At 50.6% G+C, this 18,882-nt stretch carries 15 protein-coding genes and 1 pseudogene; 11 read left to right on the forward strand and 5 right to left on the reverse strand.

Annotated elements, in window-relative coordinates; translation table 11 throughout:
* The first annotated feature begins 86 nt into the window (after positions 1-86).
* Entirely contained in the window at positions 87-494 is a 408-nt protein-coding gene (locus tag H8705_RS11815) for a hypothetical protein (RefSeq protein ID WP_262395992.1), read from the forward strand.
* 63 nt (positions 495-557) lie between these two features.
* Here H8705_RS11815 and H8705_RS11820 read toward each other — a convergent pair whose 3' ends face one another.
* A complete protein-coding gene (locus tag H8705_RS11820; protein ID WP_262395993.1) occupies positions 558-2,174 on the reverse strand; it encodes a collagen-like protein in 1,617 nt (538 codons plus the stop codon).
* Positions 2,175-2,343: 169 nt separating this feature from the next.
* Between H8705_RS11820 and H8705_RS11825 the strand changes: the two genes are divergently transcribed.
* The gene (locus H8705_RS11825) at positions 2,344-3,423 is read left to right on the forward strand and encodes a tetratricopeptide repeat-containing glycosyltransferase family 2 protein (RefSeq protein WP_262395994.1); all 1,080 of its coding nucleotides are present in this window, start codon (positions 2,344-2,346) and stop codon (positions 3,421-3,423) included.
* 408 nt (positions 3,424-3,831) lie between these two features.
* Positions 3,832-5,196 (forward strand): MATE family efflux transporter, encoded by a 1,365-nt coding sequence (locus H8705_RS11830; protein ID WP_262396054.1) that lies wholly within the window; start codon positions 3,832-3,834, stop codon positions 5,194-5,196.
* A 49-nt stretch (positions 5,197-5,245) separates the two neighbouring features.
* Here the strand turns inward: H8705_RS11830 and spoIIID are convergent, their stop codons facing one another.
* Positions 5,246-5,512 carry a sporulation transcriptional regulator SpoIIID gene (spoIIID, locus tag H8705_RS11835; RefSeq protein WP_262395995.1) on the reverse strand — a complete coding sequence of 89 codons (267 nt, stop codon included), beginning with the start codon at positions 5,510-5,512 and terminating at the stop codon, positions 5,246-5,248.
* 263 nt (positions 5,513-5,775) lie between these two features.
* Between spoIIID and H8705_RS11840 the strand changes: the two genes are divergently transcribed.
* The 5 genes and pseudogenes from H8705_RS11840 (at position 5,776) to alsK (ending at position 9,866) form a co-directional block, all read left to right on the forward strand.
* Positions 5,776-6,972 (forward strand): MFS transporter, encoded by a 1,197-nt coding sequence (locus tag H8705_RS11840; protein WP_262395996.1) that lies wholly within the window; start codon positions 5,776-5,778, stop codon positions 6,970-6,972.
* A gap of 198 nt (positions 6,973-7,170) precedes the next feature.
* Positions 7,171-7,314: pseudogene (locus H8705_RS13750) on the forward strand (LacI family DNA-binding transcriptional regulator); the annotation flags it as partial.
* Between the two features lie 194 nt (positions 7,315-7,508).
* Complete coding sequence (locus H8705_RS11845) at positions 7,509-8,168, forward strand: substrate-binding domain-containing protein (RefSeq protein WP_392392100.1); 660 nt, start codon at positions 7,509-7,511, stop codon at positions 8,166-8,168.
* Between the two features lie 82 nt (positions 8,169-8,250).
* Positions 8,251-8,931, forward strand: a complete 681-nt coding sequence (gene alsE, locus H8705_RS11850) for a D-allulose 6-phosphate 3-epimerase (RefSeq protein WP_262395997.1) — start codon at positions 8,251-8,253, stop codon at positions 8,929-8,931.
* 8 nt (positions 8,932-8,939) lie between these two features.
* A complete protein-coding gene (gene alsK / locus H8705_RS11855) occupies positions 8,940-9,866 on the forward strand; it encodes an allose kinase (RefSeq protein WP_262395998.1) in 927 nt (308 codons plus the stop codon).
* 128 nt (positions 9,867-9,994) lie between these two features.
* On the opposite strand, the gene H8705_RS11860 is transcribed toward alsK, so the two are convergent.
* From H8705_RS11860 to H8705_RS11870, 3 genes are read right to left on the reverse strand one after another with little or no spacing between them, the layout of a single operon-like run.
* A complete protein-coding gene (locus H8705_RS11860) occupies positions 9,995-10,831 on the reverse strand; it encodes a putative ABC transporter permease (protein ID WP_262395999.1) in 837 nt (278 codons plus the stop codon).
* A gap of 34 nt (positions 10,832-10,865) precedes the next feature.
* The gene (locus H8705_RS11865) at positions 10,866-12,179 is read right to left on the reverse strand and encodes a 2-hydroxyacyl-CoA dehydratase (RefSeq protein WP_262396000.1); all 1,314 of its coding nucleotides are present in this window, start codon (positions 12,177-12,179) and stop codon (positions 10,866-10,868) included.
* Positions 12,151-15,090, reverse strand: coding sequence for an acyl-CoA dehydratase activase (locus H8705_RS11870; protein ID WP_262396001.1), 2,940 nt, complete (start codon positions 15,088-15,090; stop codon positions 12,151-12,153). The genes H8705_RS11865 and H8705_RS11870 overlap by 29 nt, the downstream gene beginning before the upstream one ends.
* 363 nt (positions 15,091-15,453) lie before the next feature.
* Between H8705_RS11870 and H8705_RS11875 the strand changes: the two genes are divergently transcribed.
* The 3 genes from H8705_RS11875 to H8705_RS11885 all read left to right on the forward strand — a co-directional run bounded on the left by H8705_RS11875 (position 15,454) and on the right by H8705_RS11885 (position 18,840).
* Positions 15,454-16,995, forward strand: a complete 1,542-nt coding sequence (locus tag H8705_RS11875) for a carbohydrate ABC transporter substrate-binding protein (protein WP_262396002.1) — start codon at positions 15,454-15,456, stop codon at positions 16,993-16,995.
* Positions 16,996-17,083: 88 nt separating this feature from the next.
* On the forward strand, positions 17,084-17,980 hold the full coding sequence (locus H8705_RS11880) for a carbohydrate ABC transporter permease (RefSeq protein WP_262396003.1): 897 nt from the start codon (positions 17,084-17,086) through the stop codon (positions 17,978-17,980).
* Entirely contained in the window at positions 17,980-18,840 is an 861-nt protein-coding gene (locus H8705_RS11885; protein ID WP_262396005.1) for a carbohydrate ABC transporter permease, read from the forward strand. Before H8705_RS11880 ends, H8705_RS11885 begins: the two co-directional genes overlap by 1 nt.
* The last annotated feature ends 42 nt before the right edge of the window (positions 18,841-18,882 follow it).

An 18,882-nucleotide genomic window follows, 5' to 3' on the forward strand; every position in this document is an offset into this window, starting at 1 on the left:
GGGAAATATCCGGCGGGCTGTTTTTATGAGCTTGGTTATGTTATAATAGCCAAAGTAAAAAAGCTCAAAACAGCGGGAGGCAAAACATGAGAAGATCACAAATCACGGCACAGTTTTCCGCGGATATAAAAACTGTGTGGGGGATTGTCACCAACAATAACGATACCTCTTGGCGCTCGGATTTAAAGGAGGTGCTGACCTCCCAGGACGGTTGTCATTTTACTGAAATAACCTGCCGGGGATATAAAACAGACTTCATTATTACTGAAAAGCTCCCTTATGAGCGGTATTCCTTTCAGATGGAAAATAAGCACTTCACCGGCCGGTGGACAGGCGTGTTTTCCATTACGCCTCAGGGGACGGCAAGCGTTGATTTTACAGAAATTATTTATTTTAAAAATCCGGTAATGAAGGCGCTGTCCTATCTGTTGATGGATTTAAAAAAGATGCAGGAAACCTATGTGCGCGACCTGCAAGCGAAACTAACGCAGTAAAACGGTATCCCCTGCGGCAAATGCCGCAGGGGATACCGTTTTTTATCTTTCTAAACGAAAAGCTTAACTTCCTAAACGGAACACTGTGAGGAAAATATCCGTGAAGGTAAATCCCGCCTGGTCGACGATGATCTGCACATTTGCAGGAACGCTCGTCACCTGGAACGGCACGCTGAAAGCAACGGTGGTTACCTCATTGGAGGAGGTAAAGGTATTATGGGATACCGCCCCCGGAAGATTTAAGCCGTTCACATTCAGTCTCACCGACAGCGCCGCAGGAATAGCGGTTCCCGCTCCTACAGAAGCGGAACCATAGAAAGTCGCCTGGTAGATCCCCGGCTGGTTAACTACTACCGTAGCGCCTGGCTGGTGCGTAATAGACGTCCCTGAGATGAGCGTCGTATCGTTAAAGACCAGCGCGCCGCCGGCGGCAGAGGCTTGCTCCGAGGTATCCGTGGCAGCCAAAACCTCCGGCGTACCAGCGCTTGTGCTCTCCCCTCTGGGGATCACAAAGTTAAATACCGCGTTATAATCGTCACCAGAGTTGGTAACTTGCGCATCGGTACCCGGTTCCCCGGTAGTTACGCTTCCCACTCTGATTGTGGCGGCTTTCCCAGTAGGGCCAGTGGGGCCGGTAGCTCCGTTGGTTCCCGCAGCTCCCGTAGGACCGGTAGGGCCAGTGGCGCCGGTGGGTCCCGTAGGTCCGGTGGGGCCGTCCAAGCCAACCGGACCCATCAGTCCGGTAGCGCCGGTAGCGCCGGCAGCACCCGTAACCCCAGTCGCTCCTCTTGGAATGAAAAAGTCAAGAACGTGATCCGGCGAACCAGTAACATCTACTACTGCAGCATCCGTTCCCGGTTCGGTGGATGTGGTATTTCTTACCCGAATGGTTTCCGAAACACCGGTCGCCCCGTCAGAACCAGTAGCGCCGGTAGCACCAGTAGCCCCGGTAGGACCCGTAGGCCCGGTAGCTCCGGTCGCTCCCGTGACTCCCGTGGGACCAGTTGGCCCAGTCGGTCCAGTGGCCCCTGTAGGACCGGTAGGACCCATCGCTCCGTTGGCTCCCGCAGCTCCGGTAGCGCCGGTGGGGCCGGTAGGACCCATCTGTCCATTGGTGCCTGCCGCACCAGTGGCTCCGGTCGGGCCGGTAGCGCCAGTGGGACCGGTAGCTCCCGTAGCGCCGGTAGGACCGGCAGGACCAGTGGCTCCGGTCGGTCCTGTGACACCTATAGTTCCGGTAGAACCGGTAGGCCCTGTTGGGCCGGTGGGGCCGGTAGGTCCCATCTGTCCATTGGCGCCGGCAGGCCCGGTGGGGCCGGTCGGTCCCATTTGACCGTTGGCGCCTGGTGTTCCGGGAAGTCCGGTAGCGCCGGTGGCTCCCGTAGCCCCAGTGGGACCGGTAGCTCCTGTGGGGCCAGTGGCTCCCGTAGGACCGGCCGGACCTCCGGCAGGGCCGGTAGCCCCAGTAGCACCCGTAGGGCCAGCAGGCCCTGGAAGTCCCGGAAGTCCTGGAAATCCCATCGGTCCAGTAGCACCTGTAGGCCCGGTCGGACCTGGAAGTCCCATAGGACCGGTGGGTCCCGTAGGCCCGCAGCATCCCTTGTTGCAGCAGGGATTGCAGCAAGCGGCCCCTGCGGCAGGGGCTGCGCCGGCGCGTCTGTCTCCTGTATAAATATTCATAGCATAATCATCCTTATTCTGTTTTCTGTTAGCGAAGAAAGCTTGTATTTTCCTGCAAGCGATCCCCGCTATGTTCTATTGTATGTTTTCTTCCTTTCCCTGGCTACAAAAAGGAAACCTTTTTCCTCCCGGCCCATACACTTATAGTATGGGAAGGTGGGAGACATCCTTGATTACTCTTAGTTTATGTATGATCGTAAAAAATGAAGAAGCCGTTCTCGCCCGGTGTCTTTCTTCTGTGAAAGAAGTAATGGATGAGATTATTATTGTAGATACCGGCTCCCAGGACAGCACCGTAGAAATTGCCCGGCAATTTACCGATAAAGTATATTCTTTTCCTTGGGTGGATGATTTTTCCGCCGCAAGAAATTTTTCCTTTTCAAAAGCTGCGATGCAATATCTGTTTTGGATGGATGCGGATGATATTCTTCTGCCCCAGGACCGAGAAAACCTATTTTCTCTGAAAGAAACCCTGGATCCTTCCATAGATTTGGTCATGATGAAATATCATGTGGCTTTTGACGGCCAGGGAAACCCGGTATTTTCTTATTACCGGGAGCGCATGCTGCGAAGAGCAAAGCAATATCGCTGGCAGGGGGCTATCCATGAAGCTATTACGCCGGAAGGGAATATTCTTTATTCAGAAATTGCCCTGACTCATCGAAAAATTGGGGCCGGGGACCCGGACAGAAACCTGCGTATTTTTGAAAAAATGATTAAGGAAGGAAAAAAGCTGGTCCCCCGGGAAAATTATTATTACGGCCGGGAGCTGTATTATCACGGCCAATACCAACAGGCAGCTTATATCCTATCCCGATATTTGGATACCCCCGGCGGCTGGATTGAAAACCAAATTACCGCCTGTCAGGATCTGGCAAACTGTTATTATCATCTGGGCAAGCCCCAACAGGCGCTGGACAGCCTGCTGCGAAGTTTCTCTTTCGACACCCCCCGCGCGGAGATCTGCTGTGATATTGGAAAACACTTTTTCCAGCAGGAAAAGTACGCTCAAGCCGCCTTTTGGTATGAAACTGCCGCCAAACGTCCCAAAGAGGAGAGAAACGGCGGTTTTATCCAGCCGGATTGTTATGGTTATCTGCCCTATCTTCAGCTTTGCCTGTGCTATTACCGCCTGGGCGACCTTTCTCTGGCAAAGGAGTATAACGAAAAAGCGGCGCAGTGTAAGCCGGCGGATCCGGCGGTAATATATAACCGAAATTTCTTTTCTTCTTTGGATCTGGAAAAATAAAACTCCCCCGAAAGCAAGACTTTCGGGGGAGTTTTTCTATCTCATCCTTTTCTTTTTTAGTACAAAGCGTCTTGCCCGGCTGCCGCGGCGAAGGCGGCGCAGACGGCGTTCCTTTCAAAATAGTCTCTGGTTTTACCAGCTCGTCCCCCGGGGCAGTCCGGCCGAAAAACGCTCCGTATTTTCACCGGCGGGAAACAAACCTCCCTTTCGCCGTCCTTTCCCACCCATACGTCCTTTTTGCTCCGCGTTTCCTTTTCCTTGGAGCCCCTGGCGGCGGCATCTCTGCCGCCTGGAGGAAAGAGCTCCTATTTCCTTTTGCCTTGTTTGCTCGGTTGAATTGTAAGTCAAAAAGGAGTATACTGATAAAATACGAATTTATAAGAAAAGGTGAGTGTTTTGGAACATACTATGGACGATCGGTTTGCGCATGAGAGCATACCCCGGCTGATTATTTCCCTGTCCACGCCCGCGATTGCCGCGCAGATAATCAACGCTTTATATAATGTGGTGGACCGGATGTACATCGGGCGGATGCCTGATGTTGGCACTACCGCCCTTACCGGCGTAGGGCTTACCTTCCCCATTATTATGATCATTTCCGCCTTCGCCGCCTTGGTTGGGTTCGGCGGCGCGCCCCTGGCTTCCATTAAAATGGGGGAGGGGAACAAAGATGGCGCGGAAAAACTGCTGGGCAACTGCTTTTCTATGCTTGTAATCGTTTCGGTGGTTTTGACGGTTCTTTTGTATGTTATAAAAGAGCCTATTTTAATCATGTTTGGGGCCTCTCCGGACACCCTTCCCTATGCCAACGACTATTTAGGGGTATATCTGTTGGGTACCATCAGCGTGCAGATAGCCCTGGGGCTCAACCAGTTTATCTCCGCCCAAGGGTTCGCCAAAACCGCTATGATTACCGTATGCGTAGGGGCGGGGCTGAATATCGCTTTAGACCCTTTGTTTATCTTTGTATTTGATATGGGAGTAAAAGGCGCGGCCTGGGCTACTATCATTTCTCAAACAGTATCCACCTTGTGGGTGCTGTGGTTTGTGACAGGAAAGAAAACCCTGCTCAAACTGCGGGTAAAAAACATGCCTCTGGAGCGAACGGTTATTTTAAGCGCTATGGCTTTGGGACTTTCCCCCTTTATCATGCAGTCCACCGAAAGCCTGGTGCAGATCGCTTTCAATAAATCCCTGGCGTATTACGGCGGAGATTTGTATGTAGGCGCGGTGGTCATCCTCACCAGCGTTATGCAGTTTTTCATGATGCCGATTATGGGATTCGCCCAAGGTTCACAGCCGATTATCGGATATAATTACGGCTCCGGGGATCATGGACGGGTAAAATCCGCCATTGGGTACTGTGTGCTTTTCTGTGCGGCTTTTGGGGCGCTGCTGTGGTGTATCACTATCTTTTTCCCTCAGATCCCCATCAGTCTGTTTACCGACGATCCCCAGCTGATGGCGCTTACTATGAAAGCCATGCGGCTGTTTTTCCTGGGAATGATCGTTTTTGGGTTCCAGATGGCATTCCAAAATATTTTTATCGCTTTGGGCCAGGCCAAGATATCCATGTTTGTAGCGGTTCTTCGCAAACTTATCCTTTTGATCCCATTGGTTTTAATTTTACCTCTGTTTATCCGTCCTCAAACCTTCGCGGTCTTTTTAGCGGAGCCCATCTCAGACGTCGCTTCAGCGCTTACTTGTACGCTGCTGTTTTTGTTTAAAGTGAAAAAACTGCTCAACGCTCCCAAAAAAGAAACAGAAAATTAAAAAAAGCCTCCAAAGCCCAAATAGGCTTTGGAGGCTTTTATTTGCGAAGCTATACGTTTGCATGTTCCTTCATCCGGGCATACTTTTCCCTTGTTGCGATACCGCCGCGGATATGACGTTCGGATTTGTTTTGCTCCAGGACCTGTTTTACCTGCTCATAGATCCGAGGATTGATTTTTTTCAGTCTATCTGTAACGTCCTTATGTACAGTAGATTTAGAAATATTGAATTTTTTTGCGGTACTGCGTACCGTCGCGTCATTTTCGATGATGTAAAGAGCAAGCGTAACCGCCCGCTCTTCCGGCAGTCCCTTCAAACGAACCCCTCCCTGCGTCTATATCTCTTAGGACATATATATGCGCCTGAGAACAGGGAATATTCTGGGGCGGCCAAAAAATATCGCCCAATATAAAAATTCGCGGTTTTCCCCTTTCTTTCCGGTCCCAAGGGATCACTCGGATTTTTTCTCCCGCGTCTGGACAACAAGCCCGCCAGGGGAATTTCCCTTTGCGCTTTTTCCTTGCAGGAGGCCGGCGTTCCATGCTATACTGAAATAAAATCGGCGCCGGAGGGGATTGTATGGTATCACAGTCTAGGGAGGACGCAGCGCTCGCCCGCTCCCAAAAGAAAATTATCGCCGCGTGTTATTACGCTTTCCTGGTCAACGGATTTTTATCCCTGATGATGGGGTCCGTGCTTCCCATGCTGCGGGAGCAGTACAGCCTGCCGTATCAGATCAGCGGCAGTTTGCTTTCCGCCCATTCCGTGGGCAATCTGATCTCCAGTTTCGCCGCCGGCACCCTGCCGGTCTACATGGGGAGGAAAAACGCCATTATGCTTCTTTGTCTGGGAGGCGTTTTGGGATATTTTTTGATGACCGCCACCGGCAACCCCATATTTTTGCTGCTGGCTTTTTTCCTGATCGGCATCACCCGGGGCGGGATCACCAATTTAAACAATACCGTGGTCAGCGACCTGTCCGGCGGGAAATCCAGCGCGTTGAATTTTCTTCATGCGGTATTCGCGGTAGGTGCGTTTCTTTGCCCCTTTGCGGCCATGATCTTTACCAGCCGGTTTGAAAACGGTTGGAAGTATGCCGCTGTTTTTGTAAGCGTTCTGTGCGCTTTTATCATTTTGTTTTTCGGGGCGTCCCCATTGGATAATCAGCCGCGGCTCAAAAAGGAGAACCGCAAATTTTCCTATGCTTTTTTAAAGGATAAAACCTTTGTCATCTCCACCGGCCTTCTGTTTTTCTATCTTTGTACGGAATCATGCGTCAACGGGCTTTTGGTCACCTATTTCGCGGACAGCGGAATCGTAAGTCCCTCCTATGCGCAAGGACTGCTTTCTTTGCTGTGGCTGGTAATTATGCTGGGGCGCCTGACAGTAGCCGCCTTATCAGAAAAATTGGGGAAACGCCGGATCTTAATCGCAACCTGTTTTGGCGCGGCCCTGTTTTACGTCCTGCTGATGCTCTCCCGCACCGCCCTGAGCGTAACTGTCTGCTTGGTGGGCTTTGGCTACTGCCTGGCTGGGATTTACCCCACCACCATCGCCAATGTCAGCCAATATACCTCGGCCTATCCCATGGCCATGGGGACGATTACCACCATCGCGGGGCTGGGGTCCATCACCATGCCTGTTGTCGCGGGAGCGGTGGCTGACCGTACCAATATCTGGGGCGGTATGGCCTTGGTTACCGTGGCGGTTGTTCTCATGACTGGGTGCGCTATATCCAACTACTTTCTTAAAAGAGAGAAGGCCTCTTCCACCTAAAAATAAAGTTTTTTCCTTGCTTAGAAGCAAAAAACCAATTTTATCCCCGAGTGCGGGGCCGGCTTTGTTTTATCCGGGGGATGTCTTTTTCCGAACCCCCGGTTTCTTTTCCTTGACAGCCAGGAGAGGGGAGAATATAATAAAGCTATCGATGAGTAATCGATTACCCAAGAGGTAAACTATTGCTGGAGAGGTCGTATGGAAAAAGAACCGATTTCAATTAAAAAAATCTCCCAACTGGCCGGGGTGTCCGTGGCCACTGTCTCCCGGGTGCTGAATAAAAACGGGCGGTTTTCCAAGCAGACGGAACAAAGGGTGATGGACATTGTCCGCAAATACAACTATATCCCTAACCAGGTAGCCCGGGGGCTGCGCACCAGCCGGATAAAAAGTATCGGCATCGTGGTGCCGGATGTGACCAATGAATTTTTTTCTAAAATTATCCTGGCGGTGCAAAACGCCCTTTTCCAGTCGGAATATTCCGCTGTTATCTGCAACACCAACGAGGACGCCAAGCTGGAAAAAAAAGCATCCAGCTGCTCGGCGCCCAAAAGGTCAGCGGAATTATCTACATCCGGGGCCGGGACAACCCCAATCTTTCCCTTCCCAAAGACATTCCCACTGTATTTATCGACAGGGAACCTCCTGGGCAGGCCGGAAAAAATACTCTTTTTATCGAATCTGATCATTTCCAAGGGGGATATCTTGCCGCTCAGGAAATGATTTTTAAGGGTTGTAAAACCATTGCCGTAATGACAGGGAAACGGGAGACGTCCGCGGCAAAAAAACGGCTGGAAGGCTGCCGGAAAGCCTGTGAGGAACAGGGGCTTTCCCTGGGGCCGGTGTTCTATCCCGCCGCCGCTAAGTTTGAGGAGGCTTTTGCAGAGCTGTGCGCCCGTTTGTCCCAGGGCGCGGTGTTCGACGGAATCCTATGCGAAAACGACTGGGTCGCTTTAGGGGCTCTGCGGGCTCTGGCTGTTCATGGCAGGCAGGTGCCTTCCCAAGTAAAGGTATGCGGTTTTGACGACGTCTCTATCGCCTGTGTCAGCTCGATCCCCCTGACTACTGTCCGGCAGGATACCGACGCTTTGGGAAAGCAGGCGGCCCGGGGAATTTTAGAACTGATCCGCGGGGAAGTTCCGGAAACCAGGCGGATTGTCCTGCCGGTGAGCCTGCTGCGGCGGGCGTCCACTTAATTTAGAAGCGTTTGTCCTGTCGGCGGCTGTCCCGCGGCAGACATTCACATAATTTAACAGCGAAGGCTTGAAAGGAGTACTTATGAAACCTCAATTTGCCGTATCCCTTATGTGCATGGACCTGATGGACATAAAAAACCAGCTGGAGACTTTAAATCAGCGGGCGGATTACTACCACATTGATATTATGGACGGTCATTTTTGCAAAAACATCACTCTGTCCCCGGATTTTACCAAGGCCTGTTCCAAGGTGGCCTCCCTGCCTATGGACGCCCATCTCATGACCACCAATCCGGGGGATTGGCTGGAACCGCTGGCGGCTGCCGGGGCATCCTATCTTTCCCCCCATGCGGAGACGATCAACACCGACGCTTTTCGCACATTGAACCGGATTGAACAGCTGGGATGCAAAACCGGCGTAGTATTAAATCCCGCTACTCCTCTGGATTATATCCGTCATTATATCGAGCGCATCGACCTGCTTACGATTATGACAGTAGACGTGGGTTATTCCGGACAGCCGTTTATTCCCCAGATGCTTCAGAAGATTGAGCAGGCGGCGGAATTAAAGGCGAAAAAAGGCTATACCTATCAAATTCAGATTGACGGAAGCTGCAACAAGGACACTTTCCAGCGGCTGAACAACGCAGGCGCGGAAATTTATGTAGTCGGAAACACCGGTCTGTTCCGCCTGGACCCGGATCTGAACAAAGCGTACGATAGGATGCTGGCGGACTTTGAACAGGCCGCTAAGGGGGGTTAGGAAAACACATGGACGGGGATAAAATTATTTTAGGTATGGATATCGGCGGCACCAACATGCGTTTTGGATTGATCGATAAGGACTGCCGCCTTTCTGCGTTTACCATTAAAAAGACCCGATTGATTTTGGACTGCAGCGATCCGGTGCTAACCCTCGCCGGCTGTGTAAAGGACTATTGCCGGGAGCATCTGGGAAGCCGGCTTCCTGATGCGGTGGCCTTGGGTTTTCCCTCCGCAATCGACCGAAGCCGCCGGATTGTATGTTCCACCCCCAATATTAAGGGGCTGGGGGATAATCTGCCGGTCGCGGACATTATGGAGCGGGAACTGGGCGTTCCCACTTATATCAACCGGGACGTAAACTTTCTGCTGTTTTATGACACCTATTTTCACGGCCTTCCCTCCCATGCGACTGTACTGGGTTTTTATGTGGGCACTGGGTTCGGCAACGCCGTATCCGTGGATGGGAAGCTTTTGTTGGGGAAAAATGGGGTGGCCGCTGAACTGGGACATATCCCGGTTTTAGGCAAAGACACCCCCTGCGGCTGCGGAAACCGGGGATGCGTGGAGTATTACGCATCCGGGCTGGGGCTGGAGCGGATCCAAGCCCACAGCTTTCCTCATACCCCGGTGGGCCGTCTGTTTAAGGAGCACGGGGACGCCCTGGAGCTTTTAGAGTATATTGATTGGCTTTCCATCCCCATCGCCACGGAGATCAATATTTTTGATCCGGATTATATTGTTTTAGGCGGAGGGGTCCTGCAGATGGAGGCGTTTCCCCAAAAGCTGCTGGAAAAACGGATTCTTGAGCACACCCGCAAGCCCTATCCCGCGGCAAACCTGTCGGTGCTGTATTCCTCTCCCCACCAGGAAAACGGTGTCATCGGCGCAGGGATTTATGCTCTGCGGCGGTTGGCCGACCCTTCCTATTGCTGATCTCTTTCCTGTTGTAACTTTTTCACTTTCTCTCAAAAACGGCCCGCTGTATGGCGGGCCGTTTTTCTTTCTGCAAAAAAAAGCGCCCAAAAATGGGGGCGCTTTTTTTGCCAGTTTCTATAATAAAGTTAATTTTGGCTCTTTTTCTCTTTGCGGGCCGTCCGTCCCTGGCGGATGCGTTCTTTTAACTGTTCCAGAGAGGCCGGATAGCGCATAGAACGCATGGTTGGAAACGCATCCAGCATACGCCGGTGGAGGATGTTGCTTCTTGCCGCCTGGTGAAGCTGCTCCTTGAGGCGCAAACTTTCTCCCTTTTCAAGCAGGGCTTCCAACCGCTGGGGCGTGCTCATCTGACGAAACGCCTCCAGCTCCATCTTCGCCGCCAGCCGGGCGGCCTCGGTTTTCTCCTTGATCTCCCCAAGAACCCCCTGCATCTTCTGCAGTTTCTCATCCAGCTGCAGGGCGGTGCGTACAGACAGATACAAATCTACCAAAATCAAGGCTAGAAATCCTCCGGTGAAAAGATAGGTGGAGGGCATGGAAAGCTTTTCCACCCTTTGTGAAACAAACGGATGGATTCCCTTCATCACAATAACCCCCAAGGCTCCGAACATAAGGGAATTGAGCAGGCATACCCGCCCATGAATATTAAATTTGTAGTGGGAATAATCCCACCACTTGGTATGAAAGAGGACTTCCAGCAGCCAGCTGGTTACATATTCCAGCACGCTGGTAACCCCCATCCCGCATATATACAGCAAAAACAGACTGTTCTCCACCGGGGTAAGGCAATAAATAACCAGCAGGGCTCCAAATCCATATACCGGGCACAAAGGTCCATTTAAAAATCCCCGGTTAATAAACCGTTTGGCAGGAATGGAACAATAAATACATTCGCATATCCATCCCAAAAAGCTGTAAGACAGAAAGCATAAGAAAATTCTGCAGGCTTCCAAACTGTCCATTTTCTCACCCTTTTTCCTTTCTGGTGTCCGCCGTTTATATAAACTGCAGCTGCTTTTCTGACGATTGTTCCTGAGGCTGTTTTGCCTGTGCGATGGCCGCAGCGTTGGCCAGCATCAATTTAATACGGTTTTCCTGATTGATCTTTGTCGCTCCCGGATCGTAATCCACCGCTACAATGTTGGAATCCGGATTTTTTTGTTTGATCAGCCGCATCATACCTTTGCCCACAATATGATTAGGCAGGCATCCAAACGGCTGGGTGCATACAATATTGGGCACTCCCTGTTCAATCAGCTCCAGCATTTCCGCTGTAAGCAGCCAGCCTTCGCCCATCTTCACCCCATGGCTTAAATACCCTTTTACCAAAGAGACGGTATGGGGGAAATATCCCGGCGCCCGAAAGGTTCCCTGCTCTTTGATGATACGGATTACATCCCCCTGTTTTCTCACCAGCATCCTGTACACCCTGCGAAACGCCGCCACTTTAAAGCGGCCCATGCCGTACAGCTTGTAATCCATCAGGATATTATAGATACAGTATAAGCAGAAGTCCAACAGTCCCGGGACTACCACCTCCGCCCCTTCGCTCAGCAGAAACTCTTCCAGGTTGTTGTTGCCCAGAGGGGAAAATTTCACATAAATTTCCCCAACAACCCCCACCTTGACCTTTTCCTGTTTGGCCCGGGCAATGTCCGCGAAATCGCTTAGTATCCGCCGATAGTTTTCCTTGACCTTTTTATAGCTTAAAATCCCCCGGCCTTTCATCTCCTGGGTCAAGCGCTCGGCCCATCTGTCTACCAGCTGATCGGTTTCCCCTTTGTGCACTTCATACGGACGGCACTGGTTGGCCAAAAGCATAAGCAGGTCAGCGTAAAACAGGGCGTAAAAAATCCGGTTCATCATCTGGGGAGTAATCTTAAACCCTGGGTTTTTTTCCATTCCCAAGCTTAGAGACACCACAGGAATATGTCCATAACCGCTTTTTTTCAGGGCCTTGCGCAAAAGATTAATATAGTTGGAGGCCCGGCATCCGCCGCCGGTCTGAGTGATCAGCAGGGCTACCTTGTTTATATCATACTTGCCGCTTTCCAGCGCGTCGATCATCTGTCCAATGACCAGAAGCGCCGGATAGCAGGTATCGTTGTGAACGTTGCGCAGGCCGCTGTCCACCACATTTTTACCTGCGTTTTCCAACAGCTCCACCTTGTATCCATACTCCCGAAAAATATGGATCATCAGTTTAAAATGGATCGGGAGCATTGTGGGCACCAGGATGGTATAGTCTTTTTTCATCTGTTTGGTAAAAAGCACTCTATCTTCAGACGCCATTGTTTCTTTCCCTTTCATTGACCGCTTCCAAAAGGCTGCGGATTCGAATTTTCACCGCGCCCAGGTTGGTGATCTCATCGATCTTCAGCTGGGTGTACAGCTTCCCGCGGCTCTCCAAAATTTCTCTCACTTCATCTGTGGTGATCGCGTCGATCCCGCAGCCAAAGGACACCAGCTGCACCAGCTGCATATCCGGCTGGGTGCATACGTATTTGGCCGCGTTATACAGCCGGGCGTGATAGGTCCATTGGTTGAGCACCTGTACCTTTGCCGGCTCCACCAGGTCCGCTACGCAATCTTCGCTGACCACTACAATCCCAAAAGAGGAGATCAGCTCGTCGATTCCGTGGTTGATCTCCGGGTCGATATGATACGGCCGGCCGGATAAAACCACAATCTTTTTCCCCATTTCCCGGGCAATATCGATGGCTCTGCGGCCTTCGGCCTTCACATCAGCCATCCACTGCTCATAGGCTTCATAAGCCGCCTCTGTCGCCTGCCTGCATTCCCGCAGGGTGAGTTCAGGGAAAAAGGCAAGCAGCTCTTCCCGGATTTTTTTAGCAAAGGTATTTCTTTTATGGATTCCGATATGAGGATAAATAAAGTTTACGTTATTAAGCCCCTCCACATTGGCGTGGAGCAGCTCAGGATAATAGGCGACTACCGGGCAGTTATAGTGGTTATCGCCGGTTTTTTCGTCAAAATTATAAGTCATGCAGGGGTAAAAAATATTTTTGATTCCCTGTTCCAGCAAGGTCTCAATATGGCCATGGAGCAGCTTGGCCGGATAGCATACCGTATCCGAAGGAATAGAGAACTGTCCTTTAATATACATGGACCGGGTGGAAATCCCCGAAAGGATCACCTCAAATCCCAGTTTGGTAAAAAACGCAAACCAAAAGGGCAGGTTTTCCAGCATATTCAGCCCCAAGGGTATCCCAATTTTCCCCCGCCAGCCTTCCACCGGGACAAGGGCCTTGATTTTCTCCAGCTTGTACCGGTACAGATTTGGCAAAGGCTCGCTTTGCTGCCGCCCCAAAGGACGCTCGCACCGGTTGCCGGAAATATACCGCTTTCCGCCGCCGAAACTGTTCACCGTCAGGTTGCAGTGGTTGCCGCACAAACCGCACACGGTGGATTTGGAGGTATGGGCAAACTGACTTAACTGCTCTATGGTAATCAGGGAAGAGCGGGAGAGTCCCAGCTCCCGGGCGTACAGCGCCGCCCCATAAGCCCCCATCAGCCCCGCAATGCGGGGGCGCACCACCGGGCGTCCAAGCTCCATTTCAAAGGCGCGCAGTACCGCGTCGTTTAAAAAGGTACCGCCCTGAACCACAATATTTTCTCCCAGTTCCTGGGCGGAGGATGCCCGTATCACCTTATATACCGCGTTTTTGACCACACTGATAGAGATCCCGGCGGAAATGTCCTCTACCGTAGCACCCTCCTTCTGGGCCTGCTTCACGGAAGAGTTCATAAATACCGTGCATCGGGAACCTAAATCCACCGGATATTTGGAAAACAGTCCCAATTTGGCAAATTCTTCCACATCATACCCCATCGATTGGGCGAAGGTGCTGATAAACGAACCGCATCCGGAAGAACACGCTTCGTTTAACATAATGCTGTCAATGGAATCGTTGCGCACCTTAAAACACTTAATGTCCTGTCCGCCGATATCCAAAATGAAATCCACCTTGGGATTAAAGCTGCGGGCGGCCTTAAAATGGCTCATAGTTTCCACCAGACCGGCGTCGATATTAAACGCATGCTTAATCAGGTCCTCCCCGTATCCAGTGGCCGCGCTTGCTTTAATCGTGATGCGTCCCTGACATAGAGGGAGCAAAGTTTCCAGCTGCCGACGCACGATCTCTACCGGGTTGCCTTTATTTGCGCTGTAATAATCATAAAGTATGGACCCATCCTGGGCCATAAGCACCAGTTTTGTGGTGGTGGAGCCGCAGTCCACGCCTAAATAAGCGTCTCCCTGGTAGTCCTCCAGGCTGGCCAGCGGCACCGACGCCTTGGCATGCCGGTCGCAAAACGCTTCGTATTCTTCCTCTTTCTCAAACAGAGGCGTCAGCCGCCGGGTCTGGGGCGCTTGTGTGGCAGCCCGCTGCAAGCGTTCCACCAATTGATCATAAGTAAGCTGGGGGCCGCTCTGCTGGGAGTACAAGGCCGCGCCAATGGCAACGGCGTACCTTCCCATTTCCGGGAATACGGCGGTTTCTTCCGTAAGCCCCAAAGACTTTACAAACTGGCGCTGCAAACCTTTAAAGTAATACAGCGGTCCGCCTAAAAACAGAACTTTCCCTTCAATGCGCCTTCCCTGCGCCAGGCCTGTGATGGTTTGATCCACCACCGCCTGGAAAATGGAAGCGGCAATATCCTCTTTTCTCGCCCCCTGGTTTAAAAGAGGCTGAATATCCGATTTGGCAAATACGCCGCATCGGGAAGCGATGGTATAAATTTTTTCGCTGCGCAGGCTTAGTTCATCCAGTTCCCCAGGGGTAACGTCCAAAAGGGTGGCCATCTGATCGATAAACGCGCCCGTTCCCCCCGCGCAGGAGCCGTTCATCCGCTCCTCCAGGCCGCCGGTAAAAAAGATAATTTTTGCGTCTTCGCCTCCCAGCTCAATCACAACATCCGTATCCGGGACGCTTTTTTTGACCACTTCGCCGGTAGCGAACACCTCTTGGATAAACGGCAGGTCCGCCGCCTTGGCAACACCCAGCCCGGCGGAGCCGGACACCGCGATATGAAAAGGGTCCCCGCCGATTTGCTCCTTTGCCTGCTGGATCAGTTCCAGGGTTTTTGAGCGCACCTGGGAAAGGTGCCGCTCGTACCATGTTTGTACAACCTGCCCCTCTTTGATTACCACCAGTTTTACGGTGGTAGAACCTATATCAATTCCTAATGTCATTTTCATATGATACTTACCCCTGTATTTATAGCTACACAAAATTATTCTAACATTGTTTTAACAAAGGGTCAATTTGTTTTAAAGCCAAAATTACGAATTTTCCAACAAATTTTGAGTAAATTTTCACAATCTTCTCCTTCATTTCCCCAATTTGGATTGCTGTTTTTGTATGTTTTGCCAGCTAATTTTTACGCTTTCTTTATACCTTTTTAAAAATCCCCGTTTTTTCAAAAATCCGGCGATTATTTTTTTACAGATGCGGGTATACTACCACGTGAAAATGAATTGTTAAAAACCCGCCCCAGTATATTGCGTTATCATCTGACGATACTTACAAAGGGCAATGTATCAATGTAAAGGAGTAAAATTATGAAAAAATTTACCAAGCTACTTTCAGTAATTTGTATGCTGGCCGTGGTAATTTCCATGTTTTCAGCATGCTCTAAAAAGAACGAGAACCCAGGCTCTTCTTCTGGCTCCTCCTCTGCGGGCGGCAATACTGCCGGATCGGTAAAAGAGCTGTATATCTATAACTCTAAAGGAGAAAATGCCGAACAGTTTACCGCCATGTGCAAAGCCTATGAGCAGGCCACCGGAATTAAAGTGCGCTCTTTTTCTATCGGCTCCGGTCAGGACCATATGGAAACCCTGCGCGCGGAGATGCAGGGCGCGGCGGACGCTCAGCCGGCAATTTTTACTATTCAAGGCTTGAAAGAGCTGATTGAATGGAAGGACAGCGGCGCGGCTTTGGATTTAAGTTCGGTTACGGATAATACAGAATTTAAAGCGCTGGTAGACGCCATTCCCGAGGGGCTCCGCCTAACCACAGACGGTACCAACAGCTACGGTATTCCTTATAACGTGGAAGGCTACGGCTATATTATGGATACCCAGATGCTGGCGGACCTGATCGACGGAGATATGCAGGCTGCCTACAACGATTTGGTATTCTGTTCTTATGAAGAGTTCGAGGCTTTTGTCAAAGCGGTGGACGCTTATATCAAGGCTCCATCCGCCGCCACTGTTACCTTAAACGGCAACACCTATACCTTTAAAGGGCAAAAAACCGGCCTGGCCGAAAATTTGACCGGCGTATTCGCCGTAGCCGCTTCGGAAAAATGGACCTATGGAGATCATATGCTCAATGTGGCGATCAATGCTGTTTTCCCCAATGTAGCGGCGGCAAACTCCGCTACACAGGAGCAGCTTGACCAGCTCAAAGGCCCCTTTTCCGCCTTTGCCAGGGCTCTTGACTTAAAAACCTCCTATGCCGCCGGCGATACGGCAGGCGCCAAACGAGGCAACGATTTTATTGTCGCTACCAACTATGGTTATGACTCCACCCTTCAGCGGTTTGTCGACGGAAAAGCATTATTTATGAAAAACGGCAACTGGGTAGCGCCTCAGGTGTCCGCGCTGGACGAAGAAAAAGCCTCCCGCCTTACCTTTGTGCCGGTAAAAATCCCCCTGACCCAGGAGGATATTGTTGCTGGAGATTGGACGGTGGAGGAGTTTAACAGCACCATCCCGGTGTTTGTCCCCATGTATTATGCCATCAATGCCAATAAGGATACCCAAACCATTGCCGCGGCGGAAAACTTTTTAATTTGGCTGAACACCACAGAAGAAGGCAAGCGCTATGTGACAGAGGACTTCCAGTTCATCCCATATAACGCAGATCCCGCTACTACCACCTTATCCAATTCTTTGGGACAAAGCATTCTGAACTTTATGAAGGCGGGCAAAACCCTTTCCGCGCCTTATAACGGAGCTCCTGCCTCCTGGGGCGGCGATACGGTAGGGCTGGAAATTATGGAAAAATATTTGACCAAGGAAACCTGGACGGAAGAAGACTATGGTTCTATCGCGGATTATGCTATCTCCAAATGGAAAGAAATGATGAATCAATAGCCGTCCGTTTTCTTTACGGCGGGCCGCGCGTTCGGCGTACGGCCCGCTTTTCCCTGGAATGTCTGCGTTTACTTTGAGGAGGACACTCATGACCGGTTATTATAAAAAATGGTTTTATCCGCTGGTGCTTCCGGCGCTGATCCTATTCGCCATGGTGATACTCATCCCCTTCCTTTTGGGGATTTTATATTCTTTTACCGGCTGGCGGGGAACATATTTTGCCGGCGGCGGGGAGTGGTATGAATCTTTTGTCGGCCTGCAAAACTATGTAAAAGCCTTTAAAAACCCAAAATTTATGTCCAGTCTGTGGTATACCCTTCGCTACACGGTGGTCGCGGTAATTGCTATTAATGCCGCGGGACTGGCACTGGGGCTCATGGTCACGGGAATTTCCAAAGGCTCCGGGGCTTACCGCACGATCTTTTTTATGCCAAATTTGTTAGGCGGTCTGGCTTTAGGTTATATTTGGCAGATTATTTTTAATTCTCTGTATACCGATTTGTTGTTTGGACCCAACGGGATATTTCCGGTGGACTTTTTTTCCTATATGCTGCAGGATCAAACCAAGGCTCTTTTTGCCCTGGTGATCATGATGGTATGGCAGACGGCAGGATATATGATGATTGTATATGTCACAGGGCTCAACAACATCCCAGGGGATTTATATGAAGCGGCGCAAATTGACGGCACTACCCTTTGGCAGCGGTTCAAAAACATCACCCTGCCTATGCTCATGCCGTCGATTACCATCTGCGTATTTTTAACCCTGGCCAATTCTTTTAAACTGCTGGATCAAAACATTGCCCTCACCAACGGAGATTTCAACACCCGGATGCTGGCCATGCAGATTCTGCGCACTACCAAAGATACCACCCCTCCGGATTATGGTCTTGCCCAGGCGCAGGCGGTCATCTTCTTTATTATGATCGCGATAATTACCTTAACTCAGGTGACCGTGACAAAAAAACAGGAGGTTGAGCTGTAATGGAGCAAAAAGCCCAGGCCACTACCCGCCGGTTTCATGGGAGCAAAGTCGTACTTTACATAGTACTGACCTTGCTGGCGGCTTATACCTTAGCGCCTCTTTATTTTCTTCTGGTAAACTCCTTTAAAAGCCAGTCGGAGATCGTGCGCAATCCGCTGTCCCTCCCTTCCCTTTGGGATTTTTCCTATTTGTCCAATGCGGCGGAAAAAATTAACTTTTTTCGTTCTTTGGGTATTACCTTTTTAATCACCCTGGCCTCCTTAATCCTTATTGTCGTGGTTTCTTCTTTAGCCGCCTGGATTATGGTAAGAAATAAAACCAAAACAAGCGGCGTTATCTTTCTGTTTTTTGTATCTGCGATGCTGATCCCTTTTCAGTCGATCATGTATCCTTTGCTTAATTTTATGGATATGCTGGGGCTGAAAAATATGGGCGGGCTGGTTATTATGTACGGCGGTTTTGGTCTTTCCATGAGTGTGTTTTTATACCATGGATTTATTAAAAGCGTCCCCCAAGGGATTGAAGAAGCGGCGGTAATTGACGGGGCCAACATTTTACAGGTGTTTTTCAGGATCGTATTTCCGCTGCTTCGATCCACCACCGTTACCGTTATTATCTTAAATGGCATGTGGATCTGGAACGACTACCTGCTGCCATTTTTGGTAATCGGCAATTCCAGCGGAGTAAAAACCCTTACTTTGGAACTTTATTTCGCTAAAATTCTGTCCGGACAGTACGGCAGTCCTTGGGAGCTGATCTTCCCGGCGGTATTGATCTCTATCCTGCCGATTGTGGTGGTGTTTTTGTCCTTGCAAAAATACTTTATCAAAGGAATTTCAGAAGGGGCCGTTAAAACCTGATGGCTGACGGGCGGCCCCCGGCAGCCGCTTCGCGGCTGAACC

The organism is Youxingia wuxianensis (assembly GCF_014385085.1).
Lineage (GTDB): Bacteria > Bacillota > Clostridia > Oscillospirales > Ruminococcaceae > Youxingia > Youxingia wuxianensis.